The following is a 17,931-nucleotide window of genomic DNA, read 5'->3' as shown; positions in this document are numbered from 1 at the left end:
CGCGCGCGGGCCGCGCCGCGGGGGGCGCGGGGGGGGGGGGGGGCGACGGCGGCGAGAACGTCACCCCGGGCAGGTAGCGGGCCAGGTGGGCGGCCATGCGCGGGTTGGAACGGGGGTCGCCGACGCAGAACTCGGTGCGCCGGCCGATGCTGTCCTGCACCGCGCCGCCGGGCGTGACCCGCGGGCGGGCGTCCGAGCCGTAGATGATCGAGGCAAGCTCGGCGACGGCCAGCACGTCGTCCCGGGCGATTGTCGCCGACGGCGCGAGCGAGGCGACCGCGATGAGGATCTCGTCGTCGGCCGCCAGCCCGAACAGCGTCGACTGTCGAGGACGCGTCGCCGGCATGCCGGCGGGCCGCTCCCACAGCCGGATCGCCAGCGAGCCGAGCGCGCCCGCCGCGAGCGCGATCGCGACCGTGAGCAGGATCTCCGGCAACACGTCCACCTGCTGTTCCTCCGTCTGTCAGATCTGGGGTCCGCGCGCGGCGCGCCCGGTGCGCGGCAGCCCGCTGGCGAGGCGGGAACCGCGTTGGGCGGGCGCGGTGGCCGCCGGGGTTCCCAGGACGACTCGCCCGGGGCGATCCTAGGCGGGATCAACCCGGGCAGAACCATCGGGCCCACCATCGAGGCCCACCACACACCCACCCGCGACCGCTCACACGCGCCATCGGCGCCGCCACCTCGTCGGACGCGCGGCGGCGGGCCCGCGTTGTCCCGGCGTGTCCCGGGCCGGGCGCCGTCTGGGCGGGATGGCCCCATCGGGCCCGGTTCCGGCGGTGGCGCTCAGCCCAGCAGCAGCAGGCGGGCCGGGTCGGCCAGCACGTCGGCGATCTCCCCGAGGAAGCGGGAGGCCGCCTCGCCGTGCAGGATCCGGTGATCGAACGAGACCGAGATCGTCATCACCTTCCGGGCCTGGACATGCCCCTCCCACACGGCGGCCGTCTCGCGGATCGCGCCGAGCACGACCAGCGCGGCCTCGCCCTCGCGGACGAGCCCGGCGGCGGAGTCGACGCCGAAGACCCCCACGTTGGACACGGTGATCGTGGAGCCGCGCATCCGGGCGGGCGGGGTCCGCCCGGCGCGGGCGGTCGTGACCAGCCAGGCGAGCTCGGCGGCCAGCGCGGGCAGCGCGAGCGCGTCCGCGCCCGGGATCACCGGCACGACCAGGCCCCGGTCGCTCGCGACCGCCACCCCGAGGTTGACGGCCGGGTACATCTCGATCTCGCACGACCCGTCGGGCGCGGCGAGCCAGCGGGAGTTCGCGAGCGGGTGCGCGGCCAGCGCCGCGACGACGGCGCGGGCGATGAACGCCAGCGGGGTGATCCGGGCCGGCAGCCGGGCGGGCCTGGTGCCCGAGCCCTCGGCGTCGGCCCGCCAGCGGGCGAGCAGTCCCAGCATCGCGGTGACGTCGACGGAGCGGGCCACGGTCGCCTGCGGGACCGTGAAGGCGCTGCGCTCCATGGCCAGCGCCATCTGCCGGGCGACGCCGCGCACCGGGATCCGATCGCCGGGGCGGGCGGGCGGCATCCCGGCACCGTCGGTCGCCTCGCCGCCGGTCGCCTCGCCGCCGGCGATCCCGGCGGCGCTGGGCAGGCCGTCGCCGCCCCGCCCCCGCGGCGCGGCCGGTGCTCCCGCCCCGGACGCGGGCGTCCTCGGCCCGGGGGACTCGGCGAGCCGCGCGGCGGCGGTCACGTCGGCGCGGGCGATGGTGCCCCCGGGCCCGGTCGGGTGAACCGTGCCGAGGTCGACGCCGAGGTCGCGGGCGAGCCGGCGCACCGGCGGGGGCGCCAGCACCCGCGCGCGGGCCTCGCCCACCGACGCCGCCGCCCTGGCCACGGCCGTCACCGGGACCGCGGCGACCGCCGCGAGCGGCACGGCAGCCGGGACCGGCACGGGCGTCGGGACCGGTCTCGCCGGCTCCCCGGCCGGGCGGCGGGGCCGCCGGCGCGGGGCCTCGCCGCCGGCCGGCTCGTCGGGGGCACGGCCGACGACCAGCGCCGGCGGCGCCTCGGGCGCGGCGGCCTCGGGCGCCGGCGCGCCGGTGCCGACGAGCGCGTCGCGCGCGCGGACGGGCCGGCCCGCCTGGTCCGCGGCGGCGACGGTGAGCAGGGGCGCGCCGACCGGCACCAGGTCACCCTCGGCGCAGTGCAGCGCGTACACGGTCCCCGCGAACGGCGACGGGATCTCCACCGCGGCCTTGGCCGTCTCCACCTCCACCAGCGGCTGGTCGAGCGCGACGGCGTCCCCCGGCGCCACCAGCCAGTGGACGATCTCCGCCTCGGCGAGCCCCTCGCCAAGGTCGGGCAGCCGGAACTGGTCGTGCATCTGGCCTCTTCTTCCTGGTTCGTCCGGGCGCGTCGGCGGCCGGACCAGCGCGGATGGCGGGTGGCGCGGCGGAGGTGACGGTGGCGCGGCGGGGATGACGGGCGCGGCAGCGGGGATCAGCGGCAGCGGGGATCAGTGGCCGAAGGCCCGGTCCACGGCGTCGAGCACCCGGTCGAGGTCGGGCAGGTACTCCTTCTCCAGCCGGGCCGGCGGGTAGGGGACGTGGTAACCGCCGACCCGGCCGACCGGCGCCTCCAGGTGGTAAAAGCACTCCTCGGTCAGCCGCGCGGCGATCTCCGCGCCGAGCCCGGCGACGACCGGCGCCTCGTGCACCACCACGGCCCGCCCGGTCCGGCGCAGCGAGGCGGTCATCGTCGGCCAGTCCAGCGGGGCGAGCGAGCGCAGGTCGACCACCTCGACCGAGCGGCCCTCGGCCGCCGCGGCCGCCGCGGCGTCCAGACAGGTGCGTACCGTCGGCCCGTAGGCGAGCAGGGTGACGTCGGAGCCGGGCCGGGTCACGCGGGCGCGCTCCATGGGCAGCGGCGGGTCCTCGGCCGGGGTGAGCGGGCCGCGTTCCCAGTAGCGCCGCTTCGGTTCGAAGAAGATCACCGGGTCGTCGCAGGCGACCGCCTGGCGCAGCAGCAGGTAGCCGTCGGCCGCCGTGGACGGGGTGAGCACCCGCAGCCCCGGGGTGTGCGCGAAGTAGGCCTCCGGGGACTCGCTGTGATGCTCGACCGCGCCGATCCCGCCGCCGTACGGGATCCGGATGGTCACCGGCATCCGCAGGGCGCCGCCGGAGCGCTGCCGCAGGCGGGAGAGCTGGGTGACGATCTGGTCGAAGGCGGGATAGACGAAACCGTCGAACTGGATCTCGCAGACCGGCCGGTAGCCACGCATCGCCAGCCCGATCGCGGCGCCGACGATCCCGCTCTCGGACAGCGGGCTGTCGATCACCCGGGCCTCGCCGAACTCCCGCTGCAGGCCGTCGGTGACCCGGAAGACTCCGCCGAGCCGGCCGACGTCCTCCCCGAGCAGGACGATTCTCTCGTCGGCCGCCATCGCGTCGCGCAGCGCGGCGCCGAGCGCCTTGGCCAGCGCCACCGGCCGCGCCGCGTCCTCCGCCGCCGCGTGCTCGGGCGCGCCGGCGGCGGCCGGAGCCGGGGCCGGTGAGACAGGCGCCGCGATCGTGCCGGGGACCGCGGCTGGTCGCAATGTCCGCATGCTCATACCTGGAACGACTCCCGGTACTCCCGGAACGCGGCGCGCTGCGCGCGGCCCTCGTCCGTCTCGGTCACCAGCACCTCGTCGAAGAACGCGTCCGGCGGCGGGTCCGCCAGCGCGAGGGTCTGCGCCCGCAGGCGCGTGGCGGTGGCCCGTGCCTCGGCCAGCCGCTCGTCGAACCAGCCGGGGTCGCAGACCGGCGCGAGCGCCCGGGCGACCCGGTCGATCGGGTCGAGCGCGCGCCAGCGGTCGAGCGCCTCGGCCGGCTGGTAGCGGGTCGGGTCGTCGGAGGTGGTGTGCGGGCCCATCCGGTAGGTGTAGGCCTCGATGAGGGTGGGGCCGGCGCCCGCCCGGGCCCGCTCCAGCGCCCAGGTGGTGACGGCGTGCACCGCGACGACGTCGTTGCCGTCGACCCGCACCCCGGGGAAGCCGAACCCGGCGGCGCGCTCGGCCAGTGGCACCCGCGCCTGCCGCGCGGCCGGGGTGGAGATCGCCCATTGGTTGTTCGTGCAGAAGAACACGACCGGGGCGTTGAAGCTCGCGGCCCAGACGAACGCCTCGTTGGCGTCGCCCTGGCTCATCGCGCCGTCGCCGAGATAGACGACCACCGCGGCGTCGAGCACGTCTCCCAAATTTGTCGGACGTCCTACGTTCGGTAGGCCGACGGTATTTGTGGGACGTCCTACGATCGGCGGTCCAACAATATTTTCCGGATGCCCACGGGCCGGCGCTCCGCGTGCGTTTTCCGGGTCGCTTCCGATTGTCGGGCGTCCTATATTCGCGCGCCCTTCGGTGGCCGCGGCGACCGTCGCGACGGCGGCCATGCCCGGCCCGGCGGACCGGGCGCGCTCCGCGTCGAGCTGGATCCCGAGGGCGTAGCCGACGGCGTGCAGGGTCTGGGTGGCCAGCACCAGCGCGTAGTTCGCCAGGTTGTACGCGGCCGGGTCCCAGCCGCCGTGGGTGATCCCGCGCAGCAGGCGCATGACCTCGACCGGAGGCAGCCCGCGTTCCCAGGCCACGGCGTGTTCGCGGTAGCTGGGGAAGAGGAAGTCGGCCGGGGCGGCGGCGCGCACGGAGCCGACCTGGGCCGCCTCCTGGCCGCGCAGCGGGATCCACAGCGCGAGCTCGCCCTGGCGCTGCAGCGTGGTGGCCGCGTCGTCGAGGTGCCGCGCCCGCAGCATCGCGCCATAGCAGCTCTTGAGATCCTCGACGTCGAGGAGGGCGTCGAACTCGGGATGCGCGCGCGGCGTGCCGTCGGGATTCAGCAGCCGGACCCCGTGTTCGGCCGGCGGTGGGTCGGACAGTTCATCGGAGGCCACGTAGCGCACCATCCTCCATGTGTCCACTCAAAGACCTCGGAAACTCGTCGAAGTTATTGATCGCACATCCTCCGGCCAAGTAGGTCCGCCGCCGCCGAAATCGAGCACTTACCATATTTCGGTCACTTTCGGTGATCGTTAACCGGTCGGCATAGTACGCCAGACTGCCACGCTAGGAATCCACCCAGACGCGGTACGTTATTTCGGGGAGGTGACGGGTGGTGGGAGGCTTCCGCGACGCGCGCTCCTCGAGCGGTGGCCCCCACCCGCGGGCTACCCGGTCACGACGACGACCGGGCGCTGTTCGCCGGGCGGCCGCGGCCCGCGATCGAGCGGTCGGCACGCGGGCGCCCCGGCTCCGCGACCTGGACGGCTTCAGACGGGTCGACAACACCCTCGGGCACGAGGCCGGCGACCTGGTGCTGACCATCGCCGCCCGGCGGATGCGCGGCCAGGTCCGCGACGCCGACACCGTTGCCTGCCTCGGCGGCGACAAGTTCGCCGGCCCGCGGGACGACACCGCCGAGCACCCACGCGCCGTGGGGCAGCGGCCGCGGCGAGCTGTCTCAGCCTCGCGCTCGCTTGCCGGCCAGCCATGCACAACCCGGGTCAGCGTCGGACTCGTACCCACCGGCCCGCCCGAGGACGCGGCGGTGACCACGGGCGCCGTTACCCCGCGGGCCGGCAAGGGCCGGGGCGCGGCACGCGTCCCTGTTGCTCGCCGCGCCCCGGATCGGGGTGACCGTTGCCGCGGGCGGCGCGCGACCTCGGTCATGCGACCCAGTTGCTCGCCGAGGGTGCCGGTACGCGACCGGCGCGCTCGACGGCGCCCCCGCCGAGCCCCCGAACTCGCCGCCCGCCGTCACGTCGCCGTCCCACCGCCGCCCGGTGACGGACCGCGAACCGGACTCGCTCTCGCGCCGACCGCCCGCGGCACTGGCGGCTTTCCGCGCCGCCAGCGACCGACCCGGGAAACTTGCGCCAAGCGGGATTTCTTTGTTTCCCGACGCCCGCTTCTGGCACTCGCGCGCACAGAAAAGGGCGGCGCCCCCGAAAACGAGAGCGCCGCCCCGCTGGTCAGCTGGCGCCAACCGGCGCCAGCCCGACGGTGGCGTGGCTACCAGCCCCAGTCGTCCTTCCGGTCCTTACCCCACCAGTCGTCCTTCCGGTCCTTGCGGTCCTTACCCCACCAGTCGTCCTTCCGGTCCTTCCGGTCCTTACCCCACCAGTCGTCCTTCCGGTCCTTCCGGTCCTTACCCCACCAGTCGTCCTTCCGGTCCTTGCGGTCCTTACCCCACCAGTCGTCCTTCCCCCGGTCCCAGCCGTGGCGCTTGTCCTTGTCCCAGCCCCAGTCGTCGAAGGCCTGCGCGGCCGTCGCGCCCGGGCCGAGACCAACCACCAGAGCAACAGCCCCGGCGGCAGCGGCGGTTGCGGCGCGTCGGCCAATCGACTTCTTCATCGAGCCCCCAATAAACCTGATGCGATGCGGGAATGACTGCGCGACGCAGCGTAACCGCGTTCTTCGATGCCCGGAAATCGATCAGGGAGCGTTCCACATTACCACCAGAAATGCCGCTCCTCCACGCGCTCCGGTTGCTCCGGGATCCCCGGACAAAACACCCGGCGACCGGCCGGAAATTCACCCTGATCGCACCACCAAACAGACGGCGAGGGCTCACCAAAAAGCCGCGGTCGGCCGCCCGTAAATCGACGGCGAATCTCACGGCGCCGGACACTTGACAGCCGTCCTGGGAACAAGGTCCCTCCGGGACCCATCCGCCGGCCAGGTTGCCACCCGTTGCTCCGCGCCGGAGCGCGCCCACTTTGATCAGTGGACACACCCCGGAACGCCGCGGGCGGGTGGACCGCGGGGCTGGTCCCCGCGACGCCCACATCGCGACCAGCCGCCACCCGGGACCCGTGACCACCCACGACCACCGACAACCCTCGGTCGCCCCCGTGACGCGCCACCTTGGCGGGGTGAGGAGGGCCGCCGCCCCGGTTGACGGCCCGTCGGTACCGCTCTTCGATGCGACTACCTACCGTCCGCGTTTATGCGACTACCCATGGTCGAGGCGCGGAGCCCGGAAATGGAGAGCCGCATGCGCCCGTCCACGCCTGACCATCCCGGCGCCGGCCGCGCCAGACGACCGTCAATAGTCGGACTCGGCCCAGGTCTGGGAACGGTGCTCACCCTCGGGATCGGGCTCACGGCCAGCGCGCCCGCCATGGCTGGCACCACGGCCGGGACGGGGAACGGCCCGCCGGCAGTCACTCTCACCGAGGAGCGGAGCCCACGGAACGGTTCGAGTGCCACGGACAGTGCGCGGATCGTGCTGCCCGGCGCCGGCGGCCTCGGACAGCCCGGCGGGGCGGCTGAGGCACCGGCGGTCGGCCTCGGCCGGATCGACCCGGCGACACGGCCGACCGGCGGGTCCGCTGCCACCGGGCAGCTGGGCGTCGACGTCGGCGGCGCGGCCCTGCTCGGGGGCCTCGTCGCCCTCGGCGTGGTGGCGTTCGCCGACCGCCGCCGCGTTCTCGCCACGCGCCTGCTCGCTCGGCGGCGGCTCCCCTGGTGGCGCGGCCGCCGGGACGAGCTCGGGCAGGGACGCGACGACGGCCGTGGCGGCGGCGAGGCTCAGCCGCGGCCGCTTGTGTCGACGATGGGGGTGGAGACCCGGCCGACGCGCTCGATCTCCACCTCCACCCAGTCGCCGGGCACGAGGTAGCGCGGCGGTTTACGGATGTAGCCGACACCCGCCGGGGTGCCTGTCACCAGCAGATCACCGGGATGCAGCGTGATGGTCCGGCTGATGAACGACAACACCTCGCCGACCGTGAAGATCATGTCACTGGTGTCGCCGTCCTGGACGATCTCGTCGAGCCGCGAGCCATCGGCGGCGCGGGTCCGGACCCGGGTGACGACACGCCACCCGTCGGCCGGGTCGCCGGCCTCGTCGGCGGTGACGATGGGGCCGAGCGGGCCGGAGAAGTCCGAGTTCTTGCCGAGCGTCCACTGCGGGGAGCGGCCCTGGGCCCGGCGGGCCGACAGGTCGTTGAACGCGGCGTAGCCGAACACCCCGGCCATCGCCGCCGCCTCGTCGACGTCGGCGAGCGTCGCGCCGACGACGACCCCCAGCTCGCCCTCCCAGTCCAGGCCCCGCTCACCGGCCGGCACCGGCGCCGGGGTGCCGTCGACGGTCAGGCTGACCGTCCACCTGCCGAACAGGGCCGGGTACTTCGGCAGCGGCAGGCCTGTCTCGGCCGCGTGCGCCCGGTAGTTCAGCCCGACGCACAGCACTCGCGCCGCCGGCGGGACGGGTGGCGCCAGCGTCAGCTCCCCGGCGGGCCGCGCCGCCGCGCCCGGCCGGCTGACGGCCTCACCGGCGTGCTCGCGCCACCGGCGCAGGTCCGCGTAGAACTCCTCGACCGGCGCGAGCCCGAGCACCGCCGGCCCGTCCTCGCCGGGTACCAGCACCCCGACGACCACCGACCGGCCGCCGTCCCGGAACCCCACAAACCGCATCGCGACGCCTCCAACAGGCTCTCGGTGGACCGTGGCGCGCCGAGACGGATCCCAGGCGCGGCGCCGCGGCGCCCGGTCAGGCGCCGGAGTCCTCCGGACGCGGCCGGCGCCGCCGGGCGGCCTGGTCCTGGATCCCCGACGCGCTCATGCGTGTCCGGGCAACCCCATCACGGCGCCGCGGCGCGGGCCAGGGATCAGGAGCGGGCCGTGTGGCGCAGCCACCACAGGCCGAGGATCGGCAGGGCGGCCGGCAGGAAGAAGTAGCCCTGGCCGTAGGCCGACCAGACCGCCTCGTCGGGGAACAGGCCCCGGTCGACGAGGCTGAGCGTGCCGACCGTGAGCACGCCGGTCAGCTCGACGGCGCAGGCAACGCCCGCGACCCGCCGGCCGCCGGCCGAGGAGCGGGTCAGCCCGACGGTCGCCACGATGTAGACGACGCCGGCGAACGCGGACAGCAGGTAGGCGACCGGCGCCTCGTCGAACTTCGTGATCATCTGCACGGCCGCCCGCGCGGTCGCGGCGAGCGCGAACACCGCGTAGACCGCGACCAGCAGCCGACCGGGCCCGCTCGCCAGGCCCCGCGCCCTGGTCGCGGCCGGGGCCTGGTCCCGGTCGGTGGCCGCCTGGTCGGTGGCCGGCGCTGTCTCGGTGGCCGGAGTTGCCTCGGTGGTTGGCGCTGTCTCGGTGGCCATCGCCGTCCTTCCGCCGTTCTGTCTGTCGGGCTCGCCCGTTCAGGACCAGGTCTGCGCCAGCCGCTCCACCAGGATGGCGACAACCAGGGCCGCGACCCCGAGCACCGCCGTGGCGGACCGGGACCGCTCCCCCAGCGCCCACCACGCTCCGATCGGCAGCGCCACCAAAGACGCGACCAGGTACAGCGTGAACGTCAGCGGCTCGGCCGCCCGCTCCCCCTGGGCGACGAGGACGATCGCGCCGACCACCTGCGCGAGCAGCAGCGCCTCGGCCACCCCGGCCGCGGCGAGCACCGCGCGCCCGATCGGCCGGTTCCGCCAGGCCAGGAAGAACACCCAGGCCGCGAGCACCAGCGTGACGACCGCCACCGCGACCGCGATAACCCTGACCATCCCAGCCCCGCCCTACTACGTCCCGTAGAACGCCGATCCTAGCCTGGCCGAGGCCGCCACAGGCGTCGGGATAGTCATCAGCGCAGGGACTTGAACAGGACGGTGAAGGCGAGGTCGTCGCGCCTGGGCAGGCCGAAGCGTTCCTCGCCATAGGGGAAGGGCCTCGTCTCGCCGGTGGGCAGGTAGCCGCGGCGGGCGTACCAGGCGATCAGGTCGGCGCGCTGGGAGATCACGTACATCTCCATCCGGTCCGCGCCCCAGACCGCGCGGGCATGCCGCTCCGCCTCGGCGAGCATGGCGGAGCCGAACCCGCCGGCCTGCTGGACCGGGCGCACCGCGAACATCCCGAAGTAGCCGACCTGGCCATGCCGCTCGAGCTGGCAGCAGGCGACGATCCCTCGGCCCGCCGCGGGGCCGGCCGCGGCCTCGGTGGCCTCCTGGGCGACCAGGACCAGGCCGTCCCGGCTGGTGATGATGTCGGTGATCGCCTCGGCGTCGGTGCGCTGGCCGTCGAGCAGGTCGGCCTCGGTCGTCCAGCCCGCCCGGCTCGACTCACCCCGGTAGGCGGAGGTCACCAGCGCGAGCAGCTCCGGCACGTCCGCGAGCGTCGCCGCCCGGTAGGTCACCTCGGCGCGGCCGACGGCCGCCGGTCCCTGGGTCCGCACGCCGTCCATCCTCGCAGCGCGACCGGGCCCGCGACGGGCCGGCCGGCGCGACGCGGCCTACGGGAGCCCCGGTGCGCGGGGCGGGCTCCGGCTACGCCAACTGCCGCGCGAGCGGCGGGAGGACGTCGCCGAGCCGGGCGTCGATGATCAGGTCGGCGCGCGGGTCGGCGCGGGTGGGCCCCTGGTTGACGATCGCGACCGGGATGCCGAGCTGGCCGGCCCGCAGGACGAACCGGTAACCCGACATCACCGTCAGCGATGACCCGAGGACCAGCAGCAGGCGGGCCCGCTCGACGACCGCCATCGCCGCCGTCACCCGCTCGCGCGGGACCGTCGCGCCGAAGAACACGACATCGGGCTCCAGGCGGTCACTTCCGCAACGCTGGCAGCCGACCAGGGCGAAACGGGCGATCTCCGCCTCGCCGAGCGCCGCGTCGCCGTCGGGGTTCACCCGCCCGGATCCGGCGGTGGGGGTCCCGGCGGCGTCCGCCGCCCCGGCCGGGCCGTCGTCGGGCTCCTCCGCGCCGGAGACGCCGGCGTCGACGGCGTCGGCGCGGAAGTCCGGATTGGCGGCGGTCAGCCGCTCGGCGAGCAGGTCGCGCGGGCTGACGTCGCCGCAGTCGGAGCAGAGCACCCGGGCGAGGCTGCCGTGCAGTTCGAGGACCGAGCGGGCTCCTCCCGCCTGGTGCAGGCCGTCGACGTTCTGCGTCACGATGCCGGCGAGCAGCCCGGCCCGCTGCAGGGCGGCCACGGCGGTGTGCCCGGAGTTCGGCGCCGCGGCCGCGATGTGCCGCCAGCCGGCGTGGCTGCGCGCCCAGTACCGCCGCCGGGCCGCCGGGTCGCCGGTGAACTGCTGGTAGGTCATCGGGGTGTGGTTGCGCCGGGCCGCGCCGCTCGGGCCGCGGTAGTCGGGGATCCCGGACTCGGTGGAGATCCCCGCGCCGGTGAGCACCGCGACGTCGCCGGGGCCGACGAGGGCGCGCAGCGCCGCGACCCCGTCGGCCGCGTCCTCGATCACCGGCATGGTCGGGGCCCGGGGCGCGAGCACGGCCGACCGCGCGAACGGCCTGACCCGGTATGTCAGCGCCGCCGCCCCCGGTGCGGCCGTCGCCGCCGGCGGCTCCCCCGCGGCCGTCGTCTCCCGCCCGCGCGCCCCGTCGGCGGCCTGGTCCCGCGTTCCCACCCGTCCATACTCGCCCCTGGCCGCCCGGGCGGGCGCGGACCGCCCGTTTCCAGGGGCAGGCCGGCGCCTGGAGGGCCCAGCCGGCCCGCCCCGACCGCCGTTGATCTCCTGTTCGGCCCCGCCCGGCGGGGTGGCGCGCGGCGGCGGTCCGCCCGGTGGACCCCGCCGTGGGCCCAGGGAACCTGACACCTCGTGCTCGCCGCGGTCCGCGTCTCCCGGCCGGATCACTCGCTCGGATCGTCGGCGGTCGGGACACCGAGGTGAGACCTCCCTCACCGCGGGGCCCGCCGGCCTGGCGTCGTCGCCCCTTGCCCCGCCCGCGACCGTTGTTTCCCCTGCCCGGCTGGCGTTTTCCCAGCGTGGTCCTGCCGCCGTCACCGCGCCGGGGTTCCGTCACCGTTTCGTCGCACTCCTCGCATAGGTTGACGACGTGCCCGGCGCGTACCGACGCGCGGGACACCACGGTGCCCGGTCCCGCGGCGAGGCGCGGCGCGCCGGAGACGGCGAGGGGAGCAGCATGGAGCAGCGGGTCGACGCGGACCCGGTCACGCCTGGCCCGGCCGAGCCCGATGGTCTCGGCTCCCCCGCACCGACGGACGCCTCCAGCCCGCTCGCGACCGCGGTGAACGGCGCTTCGGCACCCGGCGAGGTCTCGGCACCCGGCGAGGCGGCCGGCCCCGCGGGCGACGGCCGCCCCACCGCGGCGGAACCGGGCGACGCCGCGGCGAGCGAGGCCGGCGCGCCGGACGCGGCGCCGGCGGACGCGGCGCGCGGCCTGACGGCCGCCGAGGTCGCCCGCCGGGTCGAGGCCGGCCAGGTCAACGACGTCCCGACCAGGACCAGCCGGACCGTCCGGGAGATCCTGGCCGCGAACGTGTTCACCCGGATCAACCTGATCATCGGTGTGCTGTTCGCGATGATCTGCGTCGTCGGCCCGATCCAGGACGGCCTGTTCGGCCTGGTGATCCTCGCCAACTCGGTGATCGGCATCATCCAGGAGCTGCGCGCCAAGCGCACGCTCGACCGGCTCGCCGTGATCGGCGAGGCCCGGCCGACGGTGCGCCGCGACGGGGCCGCCGTCACCCTGGCGCCGGCCGAGATCGTCCTCGACGACGTGCTCGAGACCGGCCCCGGCGACAAGATCGTCGTGGACGGCCGGGTCGTCGAGGCCGACGGCCTGGAGGTCGACGAGTCGCTGCTCACCGGCGAGGCCGACCCGGTGCACAAGCGCCCGGGCGACGAGGTGATGTCGGGCAGCTTCGTGGTCGCCGGCTCCGGTGCCTACGTGGCGACCAAGGTCGGCGCCGAGGCCTACGCCGCCCGGCTCGCCGCCGAGGCCAGCCGGTTCACCCTCGTGAACTCGGAGCTGCGCAACGGCGTCAACCAGATCCTGCGGATCGTCACCTACCTGATCATCCCGGCCGGGATCGCGCTCATCATCAGCCAGCTCGTCGTCAACGACGACGATCTGCCCGAAGCGATCCGCCGGATGGTCGCCGGGCTGGTCAGCATGGTGCCCGAGGGCCTGGTGCTGCTCACGTCGCTGGCCTTCGCCGCCGGGGTCATCCGGCTTGGCATGCGCAACTGCCTGGTACAGGAGCTCCCCGCGATCGAGGGGCTCGCCCGGGTCAGCGTCGTCTGCCTGGACAAGACCGGCACGCTGACCGAGCCGGCCATGGACGTCCAGGAGGTGCGGCTCCTCGGCGACGGAGGGGACGGAGGGGACGCCGCCGCCGTCACCGAGGGCGACGCCGTCACCGAGGGCGACGCCGCCACCGAGAGCAACGCCGCCACCGACGCCGACGGTGACGCCACACGGCGACGGGTCGCGACGGTGCTCGGCGCGCTCGGCGCCGCCGACCGGCGGCCCAACCCCAGCCTGCAGGCGATCATCGACGCGCACCCGGCACCGGAGGGCTGGCGGCCGGTCGACGCGGCGCCGTTCTCCTCGGCGCGCAAGTGGTCCGGGGCGAGCTTCGTCGAGCCGGACGGCGCCGCGTCGACCTGGCTGCTCGGCGCGCCGGACGTGCTGCTGGCCGCGGGCCATCCGGCGCTCGCCGAGGCCGACGCGTTCGGCGCCCGCGGGCTGCGGGTCCTGCTGCTCGCCCGCTACGACGCGGCGCTCGACGCGGCGCTGGCCGCCGGCGCGGGGCTCGCTGGCGCCGTGGAACCCGCGGCGCTGGTCGTGATCGCCCAGCGGCTGCGGGCCGACGCGCCGGACACCCTGCGCTACTTCGCCAAGCAGGACGTCGCCACCAAGGTCATCTCTGGGGACAACGCGCTCTCCGTCGGGGCGGTCGCCCGCGAGCTGGGCCTGCCGGGGGCCGACGACCCGGTCGACGCCCGCGCGCTGCCCGAGGACACCGCCGAGCTCGGCGCCGAGCTGGAGGCGCACACGATCTTCGGCCGGGTCACGCCGCATCAGAAGCGGGAGATGGTCGGCGCGCTGCAGAGCCGCGGCCACGCGGTCGCGATGACCGGCGACGGCGTCAACGACGTGCTCGCGCTCAAGGACGCCGACATCGGCGTCGCGATGGGCTCCGGCAGCCCCGCCACCCGGGCCGTCGCGCAGATCGTGCTGCTGGACAACAGCTTCGCCGCGCTGCCGTCGGTCGTCGCCGAGGGCCGCCGCGTCATCGGCAACATCGAGCGGGTCGCGAACATCTTCCTGACCAAGACCGTCTACTCCGTGCTGTTCGCGATCGTCGTGGTCGCCACCCAGGTGCCCTACCCGTTCCTGCCGCGGCACCTGACGCTGATCAGCTCGCTGACCATCGGGATCCCGTCGTTCTTCCTGGCGCTCGCGCCGAACCACGAGCGGGCCCGGCCGGGCTTCGTGCCCCGGGTGCTGCGGTTCGCGATCCCCGCCGGCGTGCTGGCCGGCGCGGCCTCCCTCGTCTCGTACTTCCTCGCGCGGGAGGTCTTCTACGACGGCGACCTGGAGGCCGAGACGTCGCTGGCGACGTTCACGCTGTTCCTGGCCTCGCTGTGGGCGCTGATCCTCATCGCCCGCCCCTACACCTGGTGGCGGGTGCTGCTGGTCGCCGGCATGGCCGCCGTGTTCGGGCTGGTCCTGGTGGTGCCCTACTTCCAGGAGTTCTTCCAGCTCTCCCTGGTCGGCGTCGCCGGTCCGCTGACCGGGCTCGGCATCGCCGCGGTGGCCGCGGTCCTGATGGAGGTCGTCTGGCTCCTCCTGCGCCCCCACCGCGTGGCCCAGGCGCCGGCCGGCGCGGACCTGCCGTCCGTCGACCCGGCCGGGCCGGAGAGCGAGGACCTGGCCCCTCCCCACCGCGCGGCCTGACCCGGACGGGCCGCCGGCACCGGCCCGTCCGTCGCGGGGCACGCGCGGGGGCCATGTCCGTACCGGGACACGTCACCGGCCGGACAGGCACGGGCGGGGCCGGTTGACCGGGATGACAGTGGCGGCATGACCAGTCACACACTCACCCGCCGCCCCGTCATCGACCGGCTCGCGGCCACCCGCGCGGACGTCGTCGACCACGACGACTTCGTGGATCACGCTCTCGGCGACGACGTCGGCCCAGGCGGGCCAGCGCTGCTCTACCTGACCGGGTTCGGAGCCAACCGGTCGGTCTGGCGGGCGACCGCGCGGATGACCGCCGGCTGGCGCCGCAGCGTCACGATGGACTGGCGCCGGCACGGGACGAACCCGCCCGGCCCGCATGACTACACGCTCGCGGATCTGGCCGACGACGCGCTCGGCGTCCTCGACGCCCTGGGCATCGACCGTTTCGTGCCCGTCGCGAGCGCGCACAGCGGCTGGGTCGCCCTCGAGCTCGCCCGCAGGTTCCCGCGCCGGGTGCCGGCCGTGATCCTCGTCGGCTGGATGCCGCTCGGCGCGCCCGAGCCATTCCTCGCCGGCCTCGACGCGATGCGTGACCCGGAGCGCTGGCAGGGCGCCGTCGCGGGCCTGACGGGCGGCTGGGTCCGCGGCCACGAGCACGTCCCCGGCCTGGTCGACACCGTCGAGGGCATGCGGGCGCAGGGGTTCGACATGTGGTCACGCGCCGCCGAGCTGATCAGCGAGGCGTTCCACCGGCACCGCGGCCCACTCGCCGCATTCGGCCGGCTCGAGAACCCGGTGCCCGTCCTGCACCAGTACGCGGCCCCCACCGACAGCGGCTTCCTGTCCGCGCAGCTGGCGACCGCGCTGCACACCCCGTGGTTCGAGGTCCACCGACTCGACCACGCCCGGAGCCACTTCCCCATGCTCGAGGCTCCCGAGGAGATCGCCGCCCGCGCCGAGAGCTTCCTGCGCGCCCGCCTGACGACCCCGGCCGGCCGGTAGCGCCGGGCTCGTGGTGGCCCGCCGCGACGCGACCGGCTGGTGGGCCGGAAGACCCGCCGCGCCCATCGCCCAGTGGGCCGCGAGGGACGCCTTCAGGGAACGTGAATCGGTTGCCGGTGGGTTCTGGGCATCCCGAGACTGCCAGCAGGGTCGCCTGCCGACCGAGTCCGCCGGCGGCCCGCGCAGCCGAACGCACTCGACTCACTTGGAGGCCAGCGTGACTGACGCAGCGGAGGAGCACCGCGCACCTGGGGCCGGCGGGACGGTCCCGGCGCATCCGAACGATGGCGTGCCCGGTGACGGCACAAAGATGTTCTTCTACGACTCCGACACGTTGCCCTACCGCAGCAACGAGGAGGTTTCCCAGTGGCTGCCGGAGGAGCAGCGCGGGGACTTCCTGGACGCGGTGGGGCGCGACCTGCTGTCGACGACCATCCTGTTATCGAAGTCGCTGACGGTGGTCAGGTCGCGGGTCGGCCCCGGCGCCAGGGTCAAGCCGCACCGGCACGGCACGAACCAGATCACCTATGTGCTCTCCGGCGAGCTGCGCTACGGCGCGCGGATCACCCGAGCCGGCCAGGGCGTGTTCAGCCCGAATCAGAAGTACACCTGGACGGCCGGCCCCGAGGGCGCCGAATGGATCGAGATCCACGACGGCCTCCCGGCGCCCTACCAGCTCGACTAGCACCCGCCACGCCACCGTCGGGGCAGCCTCCGCGCCCAGCATGATCGCGGCGTGCGCCCCCGGGCACGGCCGTAGGTCATCCCTGACGGGGCGACCTTGGCCGGTCGCGGCGATCGGCGACGCGACGCCGCGCGCGGGTCATGCCGCGTGGCGTCGCGCCCGCATTTCACGACCACACGGCGGGACCCGCCTCGGCCGGGCCGGTCAGCGCAACTTCCAGAGGACGACGGTCCCGCCCGCGCCGGCGGAGGCGAGGGTGTTGCCGTCGGGGGAGATCGCCACCGCGTACACGGCGTCGCGGAAAGGGGAAAGGGGCTCGCCGATCGGGGCCGCGATGGCCTTCTCGGTCACGTTCCAGAGGCTGAGCTGGCCGGCGCCGGCGCTCGCCAGGACCGTGCCGTCGGGCGAGAACGCCACCCCGAAGCTGTCGTCACGGTTCTCGATGGGCTGGCCGAGCGGCCTGACGAACTTCGGGTCGGTCAGGTCCCAGAGCCGGAGGGCGCCGCCGAGCCCACCGCTGGCGAGGGTGCGGCCGTCGGCGGACACCGCGAGACCCGCGATGCCGACGTCGGCGGCCGACACCGGCACGCCGACGGAGGCGGGCCTACTCGGGCTGCTGACGTCCCAGAGGTGCAGGTTCCCGCCCTCGTCTCCGCCGACGAGCGCGCGCCCGTCGGGGAGGAACAGCAGGCGGTTGACCGCCACCGGCGCTCCGCTGACCTCGACGGTGAGGGCCTGGCCGAGCTGCCGTGGGCTGGCCGGGTCCGTCACGTCGTAGAGGCGGATGGTGGCCCGCGGATCGGCCCAGGCGGCGGCGAGCAGGCGCCCGTCGGGGGACAGCGCCACTCCCCTGATCCCGGCGGACGTGCCGGCCGACCGCGTCCGGCCGAGGGCGACGGGGCGGTCCGGGTCGGCGACGTCCCACAGGCGGACGGTCGAGTCGTCGCCGCCGGTGGCGAGCAGCCTGCCGTCGCCGGAGAACGACAGCGACCGCGGCGTGCCCGTGTGGCCGGTCAGCGGCTGGCCGCGCGGCCCCGGCCTGCCCCGGTCGGTGACGTCCCAGAGACGGACGGTGTAGTCCTCGGCGACGGTGGCGAGGGTGTGGCTGTCCGGCGAGAACGCGATCGCGCGCACGGCGCCGGTGTGGCCGGCGAGGGGCTCACCCACCCGCTGGGCCGGGGACCGTTCCAGGGCCTGGGCGACGCTGCCCGAGGCCGCGCCGGTCGCCGACCTGGCGCTCGTGCCGGCCTCGGCGTCGGCCGTCACCGCTCCCTCCCCCGTGGCCGTGCCGGACGTGCCGCCCGCGCGGGTGGCGAGCGCGACCACCGAAAGGATCAGGAGAAGCGCGATGATCACGAGAGCGACGGCTATGAGGGCCCGGCTGCCGCGAGGCTCCCGCTGGTGGGCCGGCCCCGGCGGGGCGGACGCGGGCGGCGGGGCGGACGCGGGCGGCGGGGCGGCGGCCGCGCGGACGCGGGCCGACGGGTGCGGGCCGCCGGGCTCCGGCTCGGCCTCCCGCGCCCCGGGGTTCCACGGCTCAGCGCCCCGCGGCTCGGCGTCCCGCGGCCCGGCCTCCCGCGCTCTGGCCTCCCGCGCCCCGGTATCCCACGACT

Annotated in this window: 14 protein-coding genes and 2 pseudogenes; 5 read left to right on the top strand and 11 right to left on the bottom strand. The window is 75.4% G+C overall.

The annotated features are described in order from the left end of the window. The 4 genes and pseudogenes from I6A81_RS39155 to I6A81_RS39140 all read right to left on the bottom strand — a co-directional run. A pseudogene (locus tag I6A81_RS39155) lies at positions 1-445 on the bottom strand (hypothetical protein); the annotation flags it as partial. Between the two features lie 338 nt (positions 446-783). Continuing rightward, positions 784-2,325: a dihydrolipoamide acetyltransferase family protein gene (locus I6A81_RS39150; RefSeq protein WP_203010472.1), complete on the bottom strand. Its 1,542-nt coding sequence runs from the start codon at positions 2,323-2,325 to the stop codon at positions 784-786. A gap of 132 nt (positions 2,326-2,457) precedes the next feature. Beyond that, positions 2,458-3,552: an alpha-ketoacid dehydrogenase subunit beta gene (locus I6A81_RS39145; RefSeq protein ID WP_203006034.1), complete on the bottom strand. Its 1,095-nt coding sequence runs from the start codon at positions 3,550-3,552 to the stop codon at positions 2,458-2,460. Continuing rightward, the gene (locus I6A81_RS39140) at positions 3,549-4,865 is read right to left on the bottom strand and encodes a thiamine pyrophosphate-dependent enzyme (RefSeq protein WP_307875207.1); all 1,317 of its coding nucleotides are present in this window, start codon (positions 4,863-4,865) and stop codon (positions 3,549-3,551) included. The genes I6A81_RS39145 and I6A81_RS39140 overlap by 4 nt, the downstream gene beginning before the upstream one ends. Before the next feature lie 218 nt (positions 4,866-5,083). On the opposite strand from I6A81_RS39140, the pseudogene I6A81_RS45930 reads away from it, so the two are divergent. Beyond that, positions 5,084-5,443: pseudogene (locus I6A81_RS45930) on the top strand (diguanylate cyclase); the annotation flags it as partial. Positions 5,444-5,982: 539 nt separating this feature from the next. Here I6A81_RS45930 and I6A81_RS39130 read toward each other — a convergent pair. Continuing rightward, the gene (locus tag I6A81_RS39130) at positions 5,983-6,324 is read right to left on the bottom strand and encodes a hypothetical protein (protein ID WP_203010471.1); all 342 of its coding nucleotides are present in this window, start codon (positions 6,322-6,324) and stop codon (positions 5,983-5,985) included. Positions 6,325-6,967: 643 nt separating this feature from the next. On the opposite strand from I6A81_RS39130, the gene I6A81_RS39125 reads away from it, so the two are divergent. Further along, positions 6,968-7,594: a hypothetical protein gene (locus I6A81_RS39125; protein WP_203010470.1), complete on the top strand. Its 627-nt coding sequence runs from the start codon at positions 6,968-6,970 to the stop codon at positions 7,592-7,594. Here the strand turns inward: I6A81_RS39125 and I6A81_RS39120 are convergent. The 5 genes from I6A81_RS39120 to I6A81_RS39100 form a co-directional block, all read right to left on the bottom strand. After that, entirely contained in the window at positions 7,504-8,391 is an 888-nt protein-coding gene (locus I6A81_RS39120; protein ID WP_203006038.1) for a fumarylacetoacetate hydrolase family protein, read from the bottom strand. The two genes, I6A81_RS39125 and I6A81_RS39120, sit on opposite strands and share 91 nt — an antisense overlap. Before the next feature lie 194 nt (positions 8,392-8,585). Beyond that, positions 8,586-9,083 carry a hypothetical protein gene (locus I6A81_RS39115; protein WP_238430397.1) on the bottom strand — a complete coding sequence of 166 codons (498 nt, stop codon included), beginning with the start codon at positions 9,081-9,083 and terminating at the stop codon, positions 8,586-8,588. 39 nt (positions 9,084-9,122) lie between these two features. Next, on the bottom strand, positions 9,123-9,476 hold the full coding sequence (locus tag I6A81_RS39110; RefSeq protein WP_203006039.1) for a hypothetical protein: 354 nt from the start codon (positions 9,474-9,476) through the stop codon (positions 9,123-9,125). Between the two features lie 77 nt (positions 9,477-9,553). Next, entirely contained in the window at positions 9,554-10,150 is a 597-nt protein-coding gene (locus I6A81_RS39105; protein ID WP_203006040.1) for a GNAT family N-acetyltransferase, read from the bottom strand. An 82-nt stretch (positions 10,151-10,232) separates the two neighbouring features. Beyond that, a complete protein-coding gene (locus tag I6A81_RS39100) occupies positions 10,233-11,165 on the bottom strand; it encodes a Sir2 family NAD-dependent protein deacetylase (RefSeq protein WP_203006046.1) in 933 nt (310 codons plus the stop codon). A gap of 676 nt (positions 11,166-11,841) precedes the next feature. Here I6A81_RS39100 and I6A81_RS39095 point away from each other — a divergent pair. From I6A81_RS39095 to I6A81_RS39085, 3 genes are all read left to right on the top strand, one after another. Then, positions 11,842-14,625: a cation-translocating P-type ATPase gene (locus tag I6A81_RS39095; RefSeq protein ID WP_238430403.1), complete on the top strand. Its 2,784-nt coding sequence runs from the start codon at positions 11,842-11,844 to the stop codon at positions 14,623-14,625. A 126-nt stretch (positions 14,626-14,751) separates the two neighbouring features. Further along, complete coding sequence (locus I6A81_RS39090; protein ID WP_203006041.1) at positions 14,752-15,633, top strand: alpha/beta fold hydrolase; 882 nt, start codon at positions 14,752-14,754, stop codon at positions 15,631-15,633. A gap of 217 nt (positions 15,634-15,850) precedes the next feature. Further along, positions 15,851-16,318 (top strand): cupin domain-containing protein, encoded by a 468-nt coding sequence (locus tag I6A81_RS39085; protein WP_307875206.1) that lies wholly within the window; start codon positions 15,851-15,853, stop codon positions 16,316-16,318. A gap of 204 nt (positions 16,319-16,522) precedes the next feature. Here I6A81_RS39085 and I6A81_RS39080 read toward each other — a convergent pair. After that, on the bottom strand, positions 16,523-17,931 hold a 1,409-nt coding region (locus I6A81_RS39080; RefSeq protein ID WP_203010469.1), incomplete at its 5' end, for a WD40 repeat domain-containing protein.

Source organism: Frankia nepalensis, from assembly GCF_016786325.1.
Lineage (GTDB): Bacteria > Actinomycetota > Actinomycetes > Frankiales > Frankiaceae > Pseudofrankia > Pseudofrankia nepalensis.
The sequence above is the reverse complement of the archived record's forward strand: the minus strand, read 5'-3'. Positions and strand labels throughout refer to the sequence as shown.

Bases quoted from the DNA above. Each gene is read 5' to 3' on its own strand.
- I6A81_RS39150 (WP_203010472.1), bottom strand. From the start codon at position 2,325: ATGCACGACCAGTTCCGGCTGCCCGACCTTGGCGAGGGGCTCGCCGAG.
- I6A81_RS39145 (WP_203006034.1), bottom strand. From the start codon at position 3,552: ATGAGCATGCGGACATTGCGACCAGCCGCGGTCCCCGGCACGATCGCG.
- I6A81_RS39130 (WP_203010471.1), bottom strand. From the start codon at position 6,324: ATGAAGAAGTCGATTGGCCGACGCGCCGCAACCGCCGCTGCCGCCGGG.
- I6A81_RS39125 (WP_203010470.1), top strand. From the start codon at position 6,968: ATGCGCCCGTCCACGCCTGACCATCCCGGCGCCGGCCGCGCCAGACGA.
- I6A81_RS39120 (WP_203006038.1), bottom strand. From the start codon at position 8,391: ATGCGGTTTGTGGGGTTCCGGGACGGCGGCCGGTCGGTGGTCGTCGGG.
- I6A81_RS39115 (WP_238430397.1), bottom strand. From the start codon at position 9,083: ATGGCCACCGAGACAGCGCCAACCACCGAGGCAACTCCGGCCACCGAG.
- I6A81_RS39110 (WP_203006039.1), bottom strand. From the start codon at position 9,476: ATGGTCAGGGTTATCGCGGTCGCGGTGGCGGTCGTCACGCTGGTGCTC.
- I6A81_RS39105 (WP_203006040.1), bottom strand. From the start codon at position 10,150: ATGGACGGCGTGCGGACCCAGGGACCGGCGGCCGTCGGCCGCGCCGAG.
- I6A81_RS39100 (WP_203006046.1), bottom strand. From the start codon at position 11,165: ATGCCGGTGATCGAGGACGCGGCCGACGGGGTCGCGGCGCTGCGCGCC.
- I6A81_RS39095 (WP_238430403.1), top strand. From the start codon at position 11,842: ATGGAGCAGCGGGTCGACGCGGACCCGGTCACGCCTGGCCCGGCCGAG.
- I6A81_RS39090 (WP_203006041.1), top strand. From the start codon at position 14,752: ATGACCAGTCACACACTCACCCGCCGCCCCGTCATCGACCGGCTCGCG.